Origin of the sequence: Micromonospora siamensis (genome assembly GCF_900090305.1) — a bacterium.
Classification (GTDB): Bacteria; Actinomycetota; Actinomycetes; order Mycobacteriales; family Micromonosporaceae; genus Micromonospora; species Micromonospora siamensis.
The window spans coordinates 2348955-2365076 of sequence record NZ_LT607751.1 but is presented as its reverse complement, the minus strand read 5'-3'; the positions used below and the strand labels follow the sequence as shown (position 1 = coordinate 2365076).

The window sequence follows — 16122 nt, the reverse complement described above, 5'->3', positions numbered from 1 at the left end:
TCCCCGTCGCCCCGGTCCGGTCGTCGACGGGCCGCTTTCCCGGCCGCGCCGGTTCCGAACCCGCCCCGCCGCCCTCACGCGGCGGCCCGACCTGCCGGCGGACGGGCTGGTCAGGCCGTCGCAGAGCCACCGCCGGCGGGACCATACCGACACCGCCGCCTGCCGCACACGGGGTGATCGGTGCGGCAGGCGGCGGGCGGTACGGGTCAGTTCGGACGCGGATCGGGTCAGCGGAGGCGTCGGCCGCGCGGCACCGGGTCGGTCTCGTCGTCGAACTCGCCGATGACCTCCTCCAGCAGGTCCTCCAGCGCGACGAACCCGATCGGACGGGTCGGGCCGCCGCCGTTACGGACCAGCGCCAGCTGGGACTGCCGGGCCCGCATCGCGGCCACCGCCTCGGTGACCGAGGAGGTCGCCGGGAGGGTGAACGACGGGGACATCAGCTCGCCCGCGGTGGCCGCCCGGCCGGTGGTGACCGCCCGGACCGCCTCGCGTACGTGCACCAGGCCGCAGACCTCGCCGCTGGGGTCGAGGACCGCGAGCCGGGACCGGCCGCTGTCCCGGGACACCTGCTCGACCCGTTCGGCCGGGTCGTGCCGGCCGACCGTGACGATCCGGTCGAACGGCTCCATCACCTGGGCGACGGTGGTGCCCTGCAACTCCAGCATGCTGGTCAGCATCTGGTGCTGCCCGGCCTCGAGCAGGCCGTGCTCGCGGGACTGTTCCAGCAGGATGCGCAGCTCGCTCGGGCCGTGCACCTGGGCGAGCTGGTCCTGCTGCTGCACGCCGACCAGTCGCAGCATGCCGTTGGCCAGGGCGTTGAGCGCGGACAGCACCGGCCGGGCCACCCGGGCGAAGGCCCGGAAGGGCAGCGCCAGCAGGGTCGCCGACCGTTCCGCGTCGGTGATCGCCCACGACTTCGGGGCCATCTCGCCGACCACCAGGTGCAGGAAGGTCACCAGGCCGAGCGCGAACACCAGCGCCACCACGTGACTGGCCGCGGTGGGCAGCCCGACCGCGTGCAGCACCGGGCTGAGCAGGTGTTCGATCGCCGGCTCGGCCAGCGCACCCAGGCCCAGCGTGCAGAGCGTGATGCCGAGCTGCGCGCCGGCCAGCATCAGGGACAGCTCGCGTACGCCGTCCAGCGCGGCCCGCGCCGCCCGGCCGCCACCGGCCGCCGCCTGTTCCAGGCGGTAGCGCTTGGACGCGACGAGGGCGAACTCGGCGGCCACGAAGAAGCCGTTGAGGGCGAGCAGCAGGACGGAGACCAGCAGTGCCACACCGGGGCTCATGCCGCCTCCTCCTCACCGCGGCGGGCGCCGGCGGTGGTCCGCAGCCGTACGGAGTCGGCCACGTGCCGGTCCACGGCGAGCACCTCGACCAGCGCCCTGCCGGCCTCGTCACCGTCGGCGGCCAGCTCGATCTCCAGCCGGTCGCCGACCTCCGGTACCCGGCCCAGCTCCCGCATGACCAGCCCGGAGAGGGTGTCGTACTCGGGGGCCTCGGGCAGCGCGATGCCGGTGCTGTCCGCCACCTCGTCGATCCGCCAGCGCGCGGGCACCACCCAGGAGCCGTCGTCCTGGCGGGCGGGGGCACGCTCGGGCGGGTCGTCCTCGTCGCGGATCGGGCCGACCAGTTCCTCGGCGATGTCCTCCAGCGTGATCACGCCGGCGAAGCCGCCGTACTCGTCGACGACGCAGGCGAGCTGGCGGTGCCCGGAGCGCAGCCGGTCCAGGACGGTGGGCAGCGGCAGGGTCTCCGGCACCAGCAGCGGCGGCGTGGCCACTGCGCTGATGGCGGTGGTGGCCCGCTGCGCCGGCGGCACGCCGAGCACGTCGGCGATGCCGACCACGCCGACGAGGTCGTCGACGCCTTCGGTGCCGCGGACCGGGAAGCGGGAGTGGCCGGTGTCGAGCAGGTCCACCACCCGGCTGACCGGGTCCTCCGCCCGTACGGTGTGCACGTCGACCCGGGGCACCATGGCCTCCCCGGCGGTCAGTTCCCGGAAGTCGAGACCCCGGTCGAGCAGGTCGGACATCTCGGCGTCGAGGTGCCCCTCCTCGCGGGACTCGGCGATGATCTGTTCCAGGTCCTCCGGGGTGGCCCCGCTGGGCAGCTCCTCGATCGGCTCGATGCCGACCCGGCGGAGCAGCCGCACGGCGGCCCGGTCGAAGAGGGTGATCAGCGGGCCGGCGATCTTCATGTACATCAGCGTGGAGCCGGCCAGGGCCCGGGCGAGCGGCTCGGCGCGGGCGATGGCCAGGTTCTTCGGGGCCAGCTCGCCGAGGACCATCTGCACGACCGTGGCGATGATCAGGGCCAGCGCCACCGACAGGGTGAGGCTGACCGCGGTGGAGACGCCGGCCGAGTCGAAGAGCTCGGCCAGCCCGGCGCCGAGGTACGGCTCGGCGGCGTAACCGACCAGCAGGGCGGTCACCGTGATGCCGAGCTGGGCGCCGGAGAGCATGAAGGAGAGGCGGCCGGTGACCTCGAGGGCCTTGGCGGCCTTCTGGTCACCGCCGTCGGCCAGCTGCTTGAGCTTGCCGCGGTCCACCGCGACGTAGCCGAACTCCTGGGCCACGAAGTATCCCGTGGCCGCGGTGAGGACGATGATGAGGACGAGGCCGACGACGATCAACACGGGACGCTCAGGGCTCCCGGGGACGTCGGGGCGGGGAATCGCCGGGCACGACCCGGCTGGCTACTGCTGCCCTCCGGGGCAGAGGAGTCGATCATGCCAGCAATTCTATCGGCGTCCGCTGAACGCCCGCTGAAGGTGGGACAAAGTGCCCCGCCGTCCCCTATCGGGTCGCTCGGGGTGGCTCGTGCTCGGCCAGCTCGTCGACGTCGAGCAGGTCCCGGTCGACCCGCCCCGACCGGTACGCCGCCCGGCCGATCATCTGGGCCGCCACCGGCGCGGTGGCCAGCTGGAAGATCCCGACCAACGCGATCATGCCCAGGTCCGCCGGGGTACGCAGCCGCAGCGCCAGCCCGAGCAGGAGGAACAGCACGCCCAGCACCTGCGGTTTGGTGGCGGCGTGCATCCGGTCCAGCACGTCGGGGAAGCGCAGCACCCCGATCCCCGCGGCGAGGCTGAGCAGCGCGCCGGCCACCAGCGCCACCGCGCCGAGGGCGTCGAGGACGACGCTCATGCTTCCTCCCTCGCGGCGAAGCGGACCAGCGCCACCGACCCCACGAAGCCCAGCAGCGAGAGCACCACCAGCACCGGCAGGGTGGTGGCGTGCCGGGTCACGGCGGCCTCCGCGCCGACGGAGCCGAGCATGGTGGCCAGCAGCAGGTCGGCGGCGATCACCCGGTCCAGCAGCGACGGCCCCCGGTAGATGCGGGCCAGGGCGAGCAGGGCGGTGACCGACAGCAGCACGGTCAGCACGACGGCCAGGACGACGGTCACGGGGTGCCTCCGGTGAGTTGGCGCAGCTCGGCGTCCGAGCCGACCGCCCGGACGATGCGTTCCTCGACGGCGAGGACCCGGTCCCGGGAGCCGGTCAGGTCGGCCGGTCCGCGCACGTCGAGGACGTGGACGTAGAGGATCCCGGCGTCCCGGTCCACCTCCAGGATCAGCGTGCCGGGGACCAGTGAGAGCAGTTCGGCGGTGAGCGCCAGGTTGAGGTCGGTGCGTACCCGCAGCCGGACCCCGATGATCGCCCCGCGCGGCCGGTAGCCGGGGCGGACGGCGATGGCGGCGACGTGGGCGCTGGCGCTGACCAGTTCGACGACGAACGTCCCGGCCAGCACCAGCAGCGCCCGGGGGCGCAGCCGGCCGGCGAAGGAGACCGGCGGCAGCGGGAAGAAGAGCAGCACCGCCCCGCCCACCAGCACCCCGCCCACCAGGTTGCCCACCGAGAACTTCCCCCAGAGCAGGTTCCACACCAGCACCAGCCAGCCGAGCGCGGCCAGCTGGTCGCGGCGGCGCCCGTACCGGCCGGACCGGCCGGCGGCGGTCACGGGGTGCCCGCGGGCAGCACGGCCCGCACGTACGGGGTGCGTTGGCGCAGGTCGGCGGCGGCGTCCGCGGTGACCCGGAACAGCGGCCCGGCGGCCACGGTCAGGGTCAAGCCGAGCACCACCAGGGCGGCGGTGGCGCCGACCATCAGGTTGGGCAGCCGGGTCACCGGTTCGGCGGTGGCGATCTGGGGTGCCCGCCAGAACGCGATGTTCCACACCCGGGAGGCGGCGTAGAGGGTGAGCAGGCTGGTCACCGTACCCGCGACGACCAGCACCCAGGCGAGCCCGCCGCCGACGGCCACGCCGGCCTGGAGCAGTCCCAGCTTGCCGAGGAAGCCGGAGAAGGGTGGGATGCCGGCCAGGTTCATGGCCGGCACGAAGAAGAGCACCGCCAGCAGCGGCGCGACCCGGGCCAGGCCGCCGAGCCGGCGCAGGTCGGTGCTGCCGGCCCGCTCCTCGACCAGGCCGGCGACCAGGAACAGGGTGGTCTGGATGGTGATGTGGTGCACCACGTAGAAGATCGCTCCGGAGAGCGCGGCGGTGGTGCTCAACGCCACCCCGAAGATCATGTAGCCGATGTGGCTGACCAGGGTGAACGAGAAGAGCCGCTTCAGGTCCGACTGGGCCACCGCGCCGAGCACTCCGACCAGCATGGTCAGCCCGGCCACCACCATCAGCAGCCCGGCGACCTCGCCGCCGGGGAAGAGCAGCGTCTCGGTCCGGATGATCGCGTACACGCCGACCTTGGTGAGCAGGCCGGCGAAGACCGCGGTCACCGGGGCCGGCGCCGTCGGGTAGCTGTCCGGCAACCAGGCGGAGACCGGGAAGACCGCCGCCTTGACGCCGAAGGCCAGCAGCAGCATCAACTGCAACCCCAGGCGTACGGCGGGCGGCAGCGCGTCGAGCCGGGTGGCGAGCTGGGCCAGGTTGAGGGTGCCGGTGGCCGCGTACACCAGGCCCACCGCGGTGAGGAAGAGCATCGAGGACAGGAGGCTGACCACGACGTACGTGGAGCCGGTGCGGATCCGGGACTCGGTGCCGCCCAGGGTGATCAGCACGAAGCTCGCCGCGAGCAGGATCTCGAAGCCGACGAAGAGGTTGAACAGGTCCCCGGCGAGGAACGCGTTGGTGATGCCGGCGGTCAGCACCAGGTAGGTGGGGTGGTAGATGCTCACCGGCGCGGACTCGCTGGTCTCCCCGCGGCCCTGCCCGATGGAGTAGAGCAGCACGCAGAGGGTGACCGCCGAGGAGACCACCAGCATCAGCGCCGCCAACTGGTCGGCGACCAGCACGATGCCCACCGGCGCCGGCCAGCCGCCCACCTGCGTCACCACCGGCCCGTGCCGGTACGCCCACGTCAGCAGCACCAGCGCGACGACCAGGTTGGTGCCGAGCGCGACCACGCTGACCGTCCGCTGGACCCGGGGCCACCGGTCGAGCAGCAGGGTCAGCGCGGCGCCCAGCAACGGCACCACCACCGGCAGCGGGACGAGCTCGCTCATGCTCACTGCTCGGTCGCCCGTCTGAGCCGGCGCCGGGCGGGGCCGGGGTCCACCTGCTCCGGGTCGTCGCCGGGGCCCTCGCCCCCGAGGTCGCGGTTGGCCACCTCGTTGCGCTCGGCGAGCTGGACGACCTGCCGGTCCTCCAGGTCGTCCTGCACCTCGTCGTCGCCGGTGAGGTACCAGCTGCGGTAGGCGACCGCGGCGAGGAAGGCGGTCAGCCCGAACGTGATCACGATGGCGGTGAGCACCATGGCCTGCGACAGCGGGTCGCTCATCCGGCCGCCGTCGACGCCGTCCACCAGCGGCGCCTCACCGGACCGGCCGGCCAGCAGGATGAGCAGGTTCACCCCGTTGCCGAGCAGGATCACCCCGAGCAGGATCCGGGTCAGGCTGCGCTCCAGCAGCAGCGTCACGCCGGTGGCGGCGAGCACGCCGACGGCCAGCACGAGCACCAGCGTCGGCCCGGCCCCGCTGCGCGTCACGTCGGGTCCCCCTCGTGGTCGACCACCAGCCCCCGCTCCGACTTGCCGGCCGCCTCGACGTGCCGGTCTACCTCGGCGCCGAGACTGCGCAGGATGTCCAGCACCAAGCCGACCACGATCAGGTAGACCCCGATGTCGAAGAAGAGCGACGTCACCAGATAGGGCCCGCCCAGCCAGGACAGCGGCAGGTCGACCTTGGTGCTCTCCAGCACGGTGCCGGTGGTCAGCAGGGCCACCACGCCGCTGCCCACCGAGACGGCCAGGCCGGCGCCGAGCACCGTGCCGGCGCTCACCGGCGCCGCCTCGGCCAGCTCGTACCGGCCGCCGGCCAGGTAGCGCACGGTCAGCGCGAGGCCCGCCACCAGGCCGCCGGAGAACCCACCGCCGGGGGCGTTGTGACCGGAGAAGAGCAGAAACAGGGAGAAGAGCACGACCGTGTGGAAGATCAGCCGGGTGACCACCTCGAAGACGATCGACCGGCGGCGCTCGTGCAGGGTCGCCCCACCGCGCAGCCAGACCGGCCGGTCGTCCGGGTGGGGCGCGACCGGCTCGGCCCGGCGCGGCCGGGGCCCGGTCCGGGACCGTTCGAAGATCAGGCTGGCCACCCCGGTCGCGGCCACCACCAGCACCGAGATCTCCCCCATGGTGTCCCAGGCCCGGATGTCGACCAGGATCACGTTGACCACGTTGCGGCCGTAGCCCTGCGCCACCGCCAGGTCCGGGAAGGCGGTGGAGATCGGCACGGCCGTCCGGGAGTCGGCCGCCACCAGCGCGAACCCGGCCAGCACCACGCCCACGCCGACGCCGATCAGCCGGCGTACCCAGCGGCTGCGGCGCAGCGGCCGGGCCGAGAAGCGCTCCGGCAGCCGGCGCAGCACCAGCACGAACACCGCGATGGTCGCGGTCTCCACCAGGAACTGGGTCAGCGCGAGGTCCGGCGCGCCGTACAGCACGAACATCATCGCCGCGCCGTAGCCGGTCACGCCGACCAGCAGCATCGCGGTGAGCCGGCGGCGGGCGCCGACGGCCAGCACCGCCGCCACCGTGATCACCAGGCCGACGACCAGCTGCAACGGGGTGTCCCAGAGGGCGATCCGGGACCGCCACGGCCGGGCGGTGAACAGCGCCCCGCCGGGCACCAGGATCAGGGTCAGCAGGATCACCCCCAGGTACTGCGGCAGGGAGCCGCGCTGGGTCACGCTGGTCACCTCGATCGCCAGCCGGTCGAAGCGGTGGGTGACCCACTCGTACCCCTGGTTGCCGCCCACCGGTGAGCGCAGCCGGGCCAGCGCCGGGGCGAGCGGGCCGCGGACCGCGTGCAGGCCGAAGCCGCCCGCGAGGACCAGGGCCGACAGGCCGAGGGCCGGGGTCAGGCCGTGCCAGAGCGCCAGCTTCTCGTGCGGGACGCCGAAGAGTTCCGCGTACGGGCGGAGCAGGCCGTCCAGTGCGGCGGCGGCCGGACCGGCGGCCAACCCGGCCAGGGCGAGCAGGGCCGGGGGCAGCAGCATCGCCAACGGGGCCGGCGTCACCTGGGTCGGCGCGATCCCGGGCCGGCTGCCGAACGCGCCCCACAGGAACCGGACGCTGTAGGCGACGGTGAGCGCGGAGCCGACCACCAGCCCGGCGAGCAGCAGCGGCCGCTCGGTCGACGCGGCGAGGACCGCCTCCTTGGCCACGAAGCCGATCAGCGGCGGCACCCCGGCCATCGAGGCGGCGGCGAGCGCGGCCACCGTGGCCAGCACCGGCGCCCGCCGTCCCACCCCGCACAGTTCCCGCAGGTCGCGGGTGCCGACGTCATGGTCGATGATGCCGACGACGAGGAAGAGCGCGGCCTTGAACAGCGCGTGCGCCAGCAGCATCGCCACCCCGGCGAGCGCCGCGTCGGGGGTGCCGGCGCCGATCACCACGGCGAGCAGGCCCAACTGGCTGACCGTCCCGTACGCGAGCAGGAGCTTCAGGTCGCACTGGCGCAGCGCCGCCCAGCCGCCGGCGAGCATGGTGACCAGACCGAGGGTGAGCAGGACGGGCCGCCACGGGCCGACGCCGGCGAGCACCGGGCCGAGCAACCCGATCAGGTAGACGCCCGCCTTCACCATCGCCGCCGCGTGCAGGTACGCGCTGACCGGGGTGGGCGCCGCCATGGCCACCGGCAGCCAGGCGTTGAACGGCACGATCGCCGACTTGGCCAGCGCGCCGGTGAGGATCAGCAGCACCGCCACCGCGACCGTGGTGCCGCCCGGCAGGGGCGCGCCGGAGATCGCCGACCAGCGGTAGCTGCCGGCGTGCGCGCCGAGGATCAGGAAGCCGAGCAGCATGGCCAGGCCGCCGAGGGTGGTCACGGTCAACGCCTGGGCGGCGGCCCAGCGGCTGGACCGGCGTTCCGTGCTGTGCCCGATCAGCAGGTACGAGAAGACGGTGGTGAGCTCCCAGAAGACGTAGAGCAGCAGCAGGTCGTCGGCGAGCACCAGGCCGAGCATCGCCCCGGCGAACGCCACCAGCACCGCCACGAACCGGGCCAGCCCGACCGAGCCCGGCTCGAAGTACCGTCCGCAGTAGACCAGCACCAGCGCGCCGACCCCGCCGACCAGCAGGGTCATCAACCAGGAGAGCGTCGTCATCCGCAGCGCCACGTCGAGGTGCAGCTGCGCGATCCAGTCGTACGTCTCGACGACCGCGCCGCCGTCGCGTACCGCCGGGGTGCGGGTGAGCGCCCAGCCGAACGCGGTGGCCGGCGCCAGCGCCAGCGGATAGCAGGCCCGGGGTCCCCACCGGTGCACCAGCAGCGGCGCGACCAGGGCCGCGACGAGGTGGAGGAGCAGCAGTACGAGCACCCGTCCCTCCCCCGTCGGCCGGTGGGGCGCCGGGAGGAAACGCCCCGGCCAGGAACGATCAGACGTCAGTTCCCGGCCGCCACGGGCCGTTTTCGCGAGATTCGCCGGGCGACTCGCCGGGTGCGGGCGGCCTGACCGCCCGGGCGGCCGGGGTCAGCGGGTGGCCGGGTCCGCCGTGGAGAGGGCCGCCTCGCGGGTCGCCCGCGGCTCCACCGCGAGGTCGGGACGGCCGAGTTGCCGGGCGACCTTGTTGACCACCCGCTGGGCGGCGGCCAGCGACCGCACCGAGAGCAGCCGGCCACGGCTCTCCCGGCGGAGCACGAAGTAGTGCACGGCGGCCCGGACCTGGCCCCGGTCGGCGGCGCTGGCCTGGGCGGTGGCCACCACCAGCTCCTTGAGGCCGGCGGCGAGCTGCTCGGCCAGCTCCAGCTCGGGACCGCGCAGGCTGGCCCGGAGCGCCACGAGATGACTGTCGACCTTGCGGATGAGCACGTCGGTGCCGGGCGTGAAGCCAGCCTCGTCGACCGCCATCCGCTTCCCTCCACCCGCCGCCACGTTGCGAGTGAAGTTACTTTATGTTGCACGTCACAAGCAAGCAGTTAAGTAAGACTTAACACGTCAACCACCGCATCCGCCACGTATGGCCCCGGAGCCGGACAAGGCGCTGTCCGCCGCCGGTCGAATGTCGGACCCGCGAGGCAGGATGGGAGCCGTGACTGACGAGGCGGGCGCGGCCGGGGGCCGCGGTGGGCGGCGGGCCCCGGCGGGCGACCCCACCGCGGTGACGGCGGGCTTCGGCCCGGCGACCCGGGAGTGGTTCGCCGCCGCCTTCGCCGCGCCCACCCCGGCCCAGACCGGTGCGTGGCGGTCGGTGGCCGCCGGACGCAACGCGCTGGTGGTGGCGCCCACCGGCTCCGGCAAGACCCTGGCCGCCTTCCTGTGGTCGCTGGACCGGCTCGCCAAGGAGCCGCCGCCGGCCGACGCCCGGCGTCGCTGCCGGGTGCTCTACGTCAGCCCGCTCAAGGCGCTCGCCGTCGACGTCGAGCGCAACCTGCGCGCCCCGCTCGCCGGCATCCGCCAGGCGGCGACCCGGCTGGGCATCGCCCCGCCGGAGATCACCGTCGGCATGCGTACCGGCGACACCCCGGCCGACGAACGCCGGGCCTTCGCCCGCACCCCGCCGGACATCCTGATCACCACGCCGGAGTCGCTCTTCCTGCTGCTCACCTCGGCGGCCCGGGACTCCCTGCGCGGGGTCGAGACGGTGATCGTCGACGAGGTGCACGCGGTCGCCGGCACCAAACGCGGCGCCCACCTCGCCCTCTCCCTGGAACGCCTCGACGAGCTGCTGGAGCGGCCCGCCCAGCGGATCGGCCTCTCCGCCACGGTCCGACCGATCGACTCCTGCGCCCGGTTCCTCGGCGGCGCCCGCCCGGTCGACGTCGTCCAGCCGGCCAGCGCGAAGACCATCGAGGTCAGCGTGCAGGTGCCGGTGGAGGACATGACCCGGCTGGGCGAGGAGGAGCCCCCGCAGGACGACCTCGGCGGCCCCGGCCCGCGCCGGGCCTCGATCTGGCCGGCCGTCGAGGAACGGGTCTTCTCGCTGATCAGGTCGCACCGCTCGACGATCGTGTTCACCAACTCCCGGCGCAGCGCCGAACGGCTCTGCGCCCGCCTCAACGAGCTGGCCGCCGAGGAACTGCAGGCCGCGGCCGACGAAGGGCCGGACGGCAGTCGCACCGCCGACGGCGGGGAGGCGGTGGGCGTACCCGGGGCGACGCCGGACGACGACGGCCCGATGGCCGGCGACGGTGGTCTCCCGGGCGGACCGGCCCGGGGCGGGCGCAGCGGGGCGCAGGCGTGGGGCGGCCCGGTCGGGCCGCTGCGGGCGCCACGGCAGCCGGCCGAGGTGATGGCGCAGGCCGGCGCGGCGGCCGGGGCGCCACCGGTGATCGCCCGCGCCCACCACGGCAGCGTCTCCCGGGAGGAGCGCAAGCACATCGAGGAGGCGCTCAAGTCCGGCCAGCTGCCCGCCGTCGTGGCCACCTCCAGCCTGGAGCTCGGCATCGACATGGGCGCGGTCGACCTGGTGGTGCAGATCGAGGCCCCGCCCAGCGTCGCCGCCGGCCTGCAACGGGTCGGCCGCGCCGGACACCAGGTCGGCGCGGTCTCCCGCGGCGTGGTCTTCCCGAAGCACCGCGGCGACCTGCTCTCCTGCACGGTCGTCGCCGAGCGGATGGCCACCGGCGCCATCGAGGAGCTGCACTACCCGCGCAACCCGCTCGACGTGCTGGCCCAGCAGATCGTGGCGATGGTAGCCCTCGAACCGTGGCGGGTGGGTGACCTGGCGGTGCTGGTCCGCCGCGCCGCGCCCTTCGCCGAGCTGCCCGACTCGGCGCTGCACGCCGTGCTGGACATGCTCTCCGGGCGCTACCCGTCGACCGCCTTCGCCGAGCTGCGGCCGCGGCTCGTCTGGGACCGGGCCGCCGACGTGCTCACCGGCCGTCCCGGCGCGCAGCGGCTCGCCGTCACCAGCGGCGGCACCATCCCCGACCGGGGCCTGTTCGGGGTCTTCCTGGCCGGCGCCGAACGGGCCGCCCGGGTCGGCGAGCTGGACGAGGAGATGGTCTACGAGTCCCGGGTGGGCGACGTCTTCCTGCTCGGCTCGTCGTCCTGGCGGATCGAGGAGATCACCCCCGACCGGGTGCTGGTCTCCCCCGCCCCCGGCCAGGCCGCCCGGATGCCGTTCTGGAAGGGCGACCAGCTGGGCCGGCCGGTCGAGCTGGGCCGGGCGATCGGCGCCCGGGTGCGGGCGCTGCTGCGGCAGGACGACGCCGACGCGTCGGCCGCCCTACGAGCCGGCGGGCTGGACGACTGGGCCGCCGGCAACCTGCTGGCCTACCTGCGGGAGCAGCAGGCCGCCACCCGCTCGCTCCCCGACGACCGGACGGTGGTGGTCGAACGCTTCCGCGACGAGCTGGGCGACTGGCGGATGGCCGTGCACTCGGTGCTCGGCGCCCGGGTCAACGGCCCGTGGGCGCTGGCCATCGGCCGCCGGCTCGCCGAACGCTACGGCGTGGACGCCCAGGTCATGCCCTCCGACGACGGGATCGTGGTGCGGCTGCCGGACACCGCCGACTCGCCGCCCGGCGCCGACGTGGTGGTCTTCGAGCCCGACGAGGTGGCCCAACTGGTCGAGGAGTCGGTCGGCACCTCCGCGCTGTTCGCCTCCCGGTTCCGCGAGTGCGCCGCCCGGTCGCTGCTGCTGCCCCGCCGCGACCCGCGCCGCCGCCAGCCGCTCTGGCAGCAGCGCCAGCGCGCCGCCCAACTGCTCGACGTGGCCCGCGAGTACGCCGACTTCCCGGTCACCCTGGAGGCCGCCCGGGAATGCCTCCAGGACGTCTTCGACCAGCCCGCGCTCGCCGGGCTGATGCGCGACCTGGGCAGCCGCAAGGTCCGCCTGGTCGAAGTGGAGTCGGAACGCCCGTCGCCGTTCGCCCGCTCGCTGCTCTTCGGCTACGTCGGCGCCTTCCTCTACGAGGGTGACGCCCCGTTGGCCGAGCGCCGGGCCGCCGCCCTGGCCCTGGACTCCGCCCTGCTGGGCGAGCTGCTCGGCCGGGTCGACCTGCGCGAACTGCTCGACCCGGCGGTGCTCGCCGAGACCGAACGGCAGCTGCGCTGGCGCACCGAGCAGCGCCGCGCCCGCGACGCCGAGGACGTGGTGGAGCTGCTCCGGGTCGTCGGTGACCTCACCGAGGCGGAACTGGCCGAACGGGGGGCGCCCGTCGCCTGGCTGACCGAGCTGGAGGCGGCCCGCCGGGCGCTGCGGGTGCGGATCGCCGGGCAGGAACGCTGGGTGGGCGTCGAGGACGCCGGCCGGCTGCGCGACGCGCTCGGCGTGGCGCTGCCGGTGGGGGTGGCCGAGGCGTACCTCGCCCCGGTGGCCGACCCGCTCGGCGACCTGGTCGCCCGGTACGCCCGCACCCACGGCCCGTTCGCCGCGGCCACCTGCGCCGCCCGCTTCGGCCTCGGCGTGTTCGTCGTCGAGCAGGCGCTGCGGCGGCTCGCCGCCACCGGGCGGGTGGTCTCCGGCGAGTTCGCCCCGGACAGCGTCGGCACCCAGTGGTGCGACGCCGAGGTGCTGCGGCTGCTGCGCCGGCGGTCCCTCGCCGCGCTGCGCCGGGAGATCGAACCGGTCCCGCCGAAGGCGCTGGCCGCGTTCCTGCCCCGCTGGCAGCAGGTCGGGGCGTCGGCGCGCGGCGTCGAGGCGGTCGCCGCCACCGTGGAGCAGTTGCAGGGCGCGTCGGTGCCCGCGTCCGCGCTGGAACGCCTGGTGCTGCCGGCCCGGGTGGCCGACTACTCCCCCGCCCAACTCGACGAGCTCTGCGCCAGCGGCGAGGTGCTCTGGGCCGGGTCCGGGGCGATCTCCGGCGGCGACGGCTGGGTCACCCTGGCGTACGCCGACGCGGCGCCCCTGCTGCTCCCCCCGCCGGACCCCGACCTCGCCGTCACCCCGCTGCACGAGGCGGTGCTGGCGGCGCTCGCCGACGGGCAGGCGCTCTTCTTCCGCTCGCTGTCCGACCGGGTCGGCTCGACCGACGATCCGGCGCTGACCGCGGCGATCTGGGACCTGGTCTGGGCCGGGCACCTCACCAACGACACGCTGGCCCCGCTGCGCGCCGCGATCGGCGGCGGGGGCGCGCACCGGTCCCGCCCGTCCGCGCCCCGCACCCGCTACCGCCGGCCCGGCCGGGTGGCGCTGCCCAGCCGCGGTGGCCCGCCCACCGTGGCGGGCCGCTGGTCGCGCCTGCCGGACCGGGACCTGGACCCGACCCGGCGGGCCGCCGCGCTGGCCGACCTGCTGCTGGAACGACACGGCGTGGTCACCCGGGGCGCGGTGGTGGCCGAGCAGGTGGTGGGCGGCTTCGCCGCGGTCTACCCGGTGCTGTCCGCACTGGAGGAACGGGGCGCGGCCCGCCGCGGCTACTTCGTCGAGGGGCTGGGCGCGGCCCAGTTCGCCGTTCCCGGCGCGGTGGACCGGCTGCGGTCGCTGGCCGACCCGACGGACCGTGGCCGCGGTCGGGGCGGCCCGACCCTGGTGCTGGCCGCCACCGACCCGGCCAACCCGTACGGCGCGGCGCTGCCCTGGCCGGAGCGGGTGGTGGACTCCGGTGACGGCGCCGCCCCGGCGACCGGGCACCGGGCCGGCCGCAAGGCGGGCGCGCTGGTGGTGCTGGTCGAGGGCGAGCTGGCGCTCTACGTCGAGCGGGGCGGGCGGACCCTGCTGTCGTTCACCGACGACCCGGACGCGTTGGCCGCCGCCGGCAAGGCGCTCGCCGACGCGGTGCACTCCGGGGCGCTGGGGGCGATGTCGGTGGAACGGGCCGACGGCGAGGCGGTCGGCTCGTCGCCGTTGCGTGACGCGCTCACCGCCGCCGGTTTCCGGGCCACCCCGCGGGGCCTGCGGCTGCGCGGCTGACCCGGCGGTCCCGGGCCGACCGCGCGGCCGCGACCCGCTCAGCCGAGCTTGTCGAGGACGGCGTCGTACTTCTTGCGCTGCGCGGCGGCCGTGCCGGTGCCGACGTAGTTCAACACCACGTCGCCCTTGTGGTACGCCTCGGCACCCCAGGTGTCGGCCATGTCGGAGGCGCTGGTCCTGTCCGGGAAGACGTACACGGTCACGGCGTCCGTGGCGACCACCTCGGAGCAGCCGAGGCCGAGCCCGTCGGGTCCGCAGTCGACCGACTTGTTGCGGACGTTCGCCGTGGGCAGCCCGGCGGCCCGGAACGCGTCCACCACCTTGCGGGCGGCGGGAGCGTCGGTCGGGCGGGGCGGGAGCACCACCTTGGGCTCGCTGCTGGGCCGGCGTTCGGTGGTGCGCTGCACGGAGGGGGCGGGTGCCGGGCGGCTCGACGTGCTGGCCGCGGGCACCGGCCGGGCGCTGGCCGCGGCCTTCGGGCTCGGCGAACCGTTGGCCCAGGTGGCGTCCGGCCCGGCTGCGGAGTCGTCACCGCAGCCGGCGAGCGCGAGGGTGGTCAGCAGGGCGGCGGCGAGCGGGAGGACGCGAAGGCGATTCGTCACCCTGGCAGTCTTCCCGAAGCCAGGTTCGGGCGCGACCGGCCGGTCGGTCACCCGGATCCGGCCGGGCGCACCGCCCGGCACCGTCCACACCGCCCCGGTCGGGTCGGGTGGCCGGTTAGCCTTCGGGCATGTCCCCCACCGGATGGATCTCGCTCACCACCGACTACGGCCTGGCCGACGGGTTCGTGGCCGCCTGTCACGGGGTGATCGCCCGGATCGCGCCCGCCGTCCGGGTGATCGACGTGACCCATCTGGTGCCTCCGGCCGACGTGCGCCGGGGCGCGGCGGTGCTGGCCCAGACCGTGCCGCACCTGCCGGTGGCGGTGCACGTCGCCGTGGTGGACCCCGGGGTGGGCACGTCCCGCCGGGGCGTGGCCCTGGCCACCCCGGGCGGCATGCTGGTCGGGCCGGACAACGGCCTGCTGGTCGCCGCGGCCGGGGCGCTGGGTGGGATCACCGCCGCCGTGGAGCTGACCAACCCGGCGTGGTGCGGGCCGGCGGTCTCCTCCACCTTCCACGGCCGGGACGTCTTCGCCCCGGTGGCGGCCCGGCTGGCGGCGGGCGCGCCGCTGGCCGAGGCCGGTCCGCCGGTGCCACCGGCGGACCTGGTCCGGCTGCCGGAGCCGGCGCTCCGGCCGGTGGCGGGCGGTTTCGCCGCCGAGGTGCTGACCGTGGACCACTTCGGCAACGTGCAGCTCGCCGCGCCCGCCGACCGGCTGGCCGGCCTGCCCGGCACCGTACGGGTGGCCGGGCGGGACGCGACACACGGACGCACCTTCGGCGACGCCCCCGCCGGCGGGCTGGTGGTGTACGCCGACTCCGCCGGGCTGGTGGCGGTGGCGGTCAACGGCGGCCGGGCGGTGGACCTGCTGGCCGCCGGCCCCGGTCAGGTGCTCACCGTCACGGCGCCCACCGGCGACTGAGCACCTGGGACGGCCTCGCTTCCGGCGCTGACCGGGGGCGTCCGGTATGGAATGCTGCTCGGGTGGGTGAGCTCGAGGTTCCCGTCGTCTGTCCGTGCTGTGCGTCGCTGACCGGGGGCGGCACCTGCCCGATCTGTTTCTGGACCGACGACGGGCAGGGCGACACCGACGCCGACGTGGTCCGGGGCGGCCCGAACGGGGACCTGAGCCTGACCCACGCCCGGCTCAACTTCGCCGTCTACGGCGCCAGCCACCCCCGCTACCAGGACGCGGTCCGGCCGGCCCGCCCCGACGAGCGGCCCCGGCCCCGCGCCTGACCGGCGCCCCGGGGAGTCCG

General features: G+C 75.3%; 13 protein-coding genes. 3 read left to right on the top strand and 10 right to left on the bottom strand.

The genetic code is table 11. The annotated features are described in order from the left end of the window. Positions 1–227: 227 nt before the first annotated feature. The 9 genes from GA0074704_RS10895 to GA0074704_RS10855 form a co-directional block, all read right to left on the bottom strand. Entirely contained in the window at positions 228–1292 is a 1065-nt protein-coding gene (locus GA0074704_RS10895; protein ID WP_088970395.1) for a hemolysin family protein, read from the bottom strand. Further along, positions 1289–2641, bottom strand: coding sequence for a hemolysin family protein (locus GA0074704_RS10890; protein WP_088970394.1), 1353 nt, complete (start codon positions 2639–2641; stop codon positions 1289–1291). The genes GA0074704_RS10895 and GA0074704_RS10890 overlap by 4 nt, the downstream gene beginning before the upstream one ends. Positions 2642–2801: 160 nt before the next feature. Next, complete coding sequence (gene mnhG, locus GA0074704_RS10885) at positions 2802–3152, bottom strand: monovalent cation/H(+) antiporter subunit G (protein WP_088970393.1); 351 nt, start codon at positions 3150–3152, stop codon at positions 2802–2804. Next, positions 3149–3412, bottom strand: a complete 264-nt coding sequence (locus GA0074704_RS10880; protein WP_088970392.1) for a monovalent cation/H+ antiporter complex subunit F — start codon at positions 3410–3412, stop codon at positions 3149–3151. The genes mnhG and GA0074704_RS10880 overlap by 4 nt, the downstream gene beginning before the upstream one ends. Further along, a complete protein-coding gene (locus GA0074704_RS10875) occupies positions 3409–3966 on the bottom strand; it encodes a Na+/H+ antiporter subunit E (RefSeq protein ID WP_088970391.1) in 558 nt (185 codons plus the stop codon). The genes GA0074704_RS10880 and GA0074704_RS10875 overlap by 4 nt, the downstream gene beginning before the upstream one ends. Continuing rightward, entirely contained in the window at positions 3963–5468 is a 1506-nt protein-coding gene (locus tag GA0074704_RS10870; protein WP_088970390.1) for a Na+/H+ antiporter subunit D, read from the bottom strand. Before GA0074704_RS10870 ends, GA0074704_RS10875 begins: the two co-directional genes overlap by 4 nt. Before the next feature lie 2 nt (positions 5469–5470). Beyond that, complete coding sequence (locus tag GA0074704_RS10865; RefSeq protein ID WP_088970389.1) at positions 5471–5950, bottom strand: Na(+)/H(+) antiporter subunit C; 480 nt, start codon at positions 5948–5950, stop codon at positions 5471–5473. Beyond that, the gene (locus tag GA0074704_RS10860) at positions 5947–8781 is read right to left on the bottom strand and encodes a Na+/H+ antiporter subunit A (protein WP_088970388.1); all 2835 of its coding nucleotides are present in this window, start codon (positions 8779–8781) and stop codon (positions 5947–5949) included. The genes GA0074704_RS10865 and GA0074704_RS10860 overlap by 4 nt, the downstream gene beginning before the upstream one ends. Positions 8782–8934: 153 nt before the next feature. Beyond that, positions 8935–9312: a hypothetical protein gene (locus GA0074704_RS10855; RefSeq protein WP_088970387.1), complete on the bottom strand. Its 378-nt coding sequence runs from the start codon at positions 9310–9312 to the stop codon at positions 8935–8937. A gap of 172 nt (positions 9313–9484) precedes the next feature. On the opposite strand from GA0074704_RS10855, the gene GA0074704_RS10850 reads away from it, so the two are divergent. Further along, on the top strand, positions 9485–14260 hold the full coding sequence (locus GA0074704_RS10850; protein ID WP_377471690.1) for an Lhr family helicase: 4776 nt from the start codon (positions 9485–9487) through the stop codon (positions 14258–14260). Positions 14261–14298: 38 nt separating this feature from the next. Here GA0074704_RS10850 and GA0074704_RS10845 read toward each other — a convergent pair whose 3' ends face one another. Continuing rightward, entirely contained in the window at positions 14299–14862 is a 564-nt protein-coding gene (locus GA0074704_RS10845) for a hypothetical protein (protein ID WP_157743641.1), read from the bottom strand. Between the two features lie 128 nt (positions 14863–14990). On the opposite strand from GA0074704_RS10845, the gene GA0074704_RS10840 reads away from it, so the two are divergent. Together GA0074704_RS10840 and GA0074704_RS10835 are read left to right on the top strand one after the other, a co-directional pair. Then, positions 14991–15785 (top strand): SAM hydrolase/SAM-dependent halogenase family protein, encoded by a 795-nt coding sequence (locus GA0074704_RS10840; RefSeq protein WP_088970385.1) that lies wholly within the window; start codon positions 14991–14993, stop codon positions 15783–15785. Between the two features lie 62 nt (positions 15786–15847). Beyond that, entirely contained in the window at positions 15848–16102 is a 255-nt protein-coding gene (locus tag GA0074704_RS10835) for a CPCC family cysteine-rich protein (protein WP_088970384.1), read from the top strand. Positions 16103–16122: the final 20 nt, after the last annotated feature.

Excerpts from the sequence above, each read along its gene's own strand:
- GA0074704_RS10895 (WP_088970395.1), bottom strand. The coding sequence starts at position 1,292 with ATGAGCCCCGGTGTGGCACTGCTGGTCTCCGTCCTGCTGCTCGCCCTC.
- mnhG (WP_088970393.1), bottom strand. The coding sequence starts at position 3,152 with ATGAGCGTCGTCCTCGACGCCCTCGGCGCGGTGGCGCTGGTGGCCGGC.
- GA0074704_RS10870 (WP_088970390.1), bottom strand. The coding sequence starts at position 5,468 with ATGAGCGAGCTCGTCCCGCTGCCGGTGGTGGTGCCGTTGCTGGGCGCC.
- GA0074704_RS10855 (WP_088970387.1), bottom strand. The coding sequence starts at position 9,312 with ATGGCGGTCGACGAGGCTGGCTTCACGCCCGGCACCGACGTGCTCATC.
- GA0074704_RS10850 (WP_377471690.1), top strand. The coding sequence starts at position 9,485 with ATGGGAGCCGTGACTGACGAGGCGGGCGCGGCCGGGGGCCGCGGTGGG.
- GA0074704_RS10840 (WP_088970385.1), top strand. The coding sequence starts at position 14,991 with ATGTCCCCCACCGGATGGATCTCGCTCACCACCGACTACGGCCTGGCC.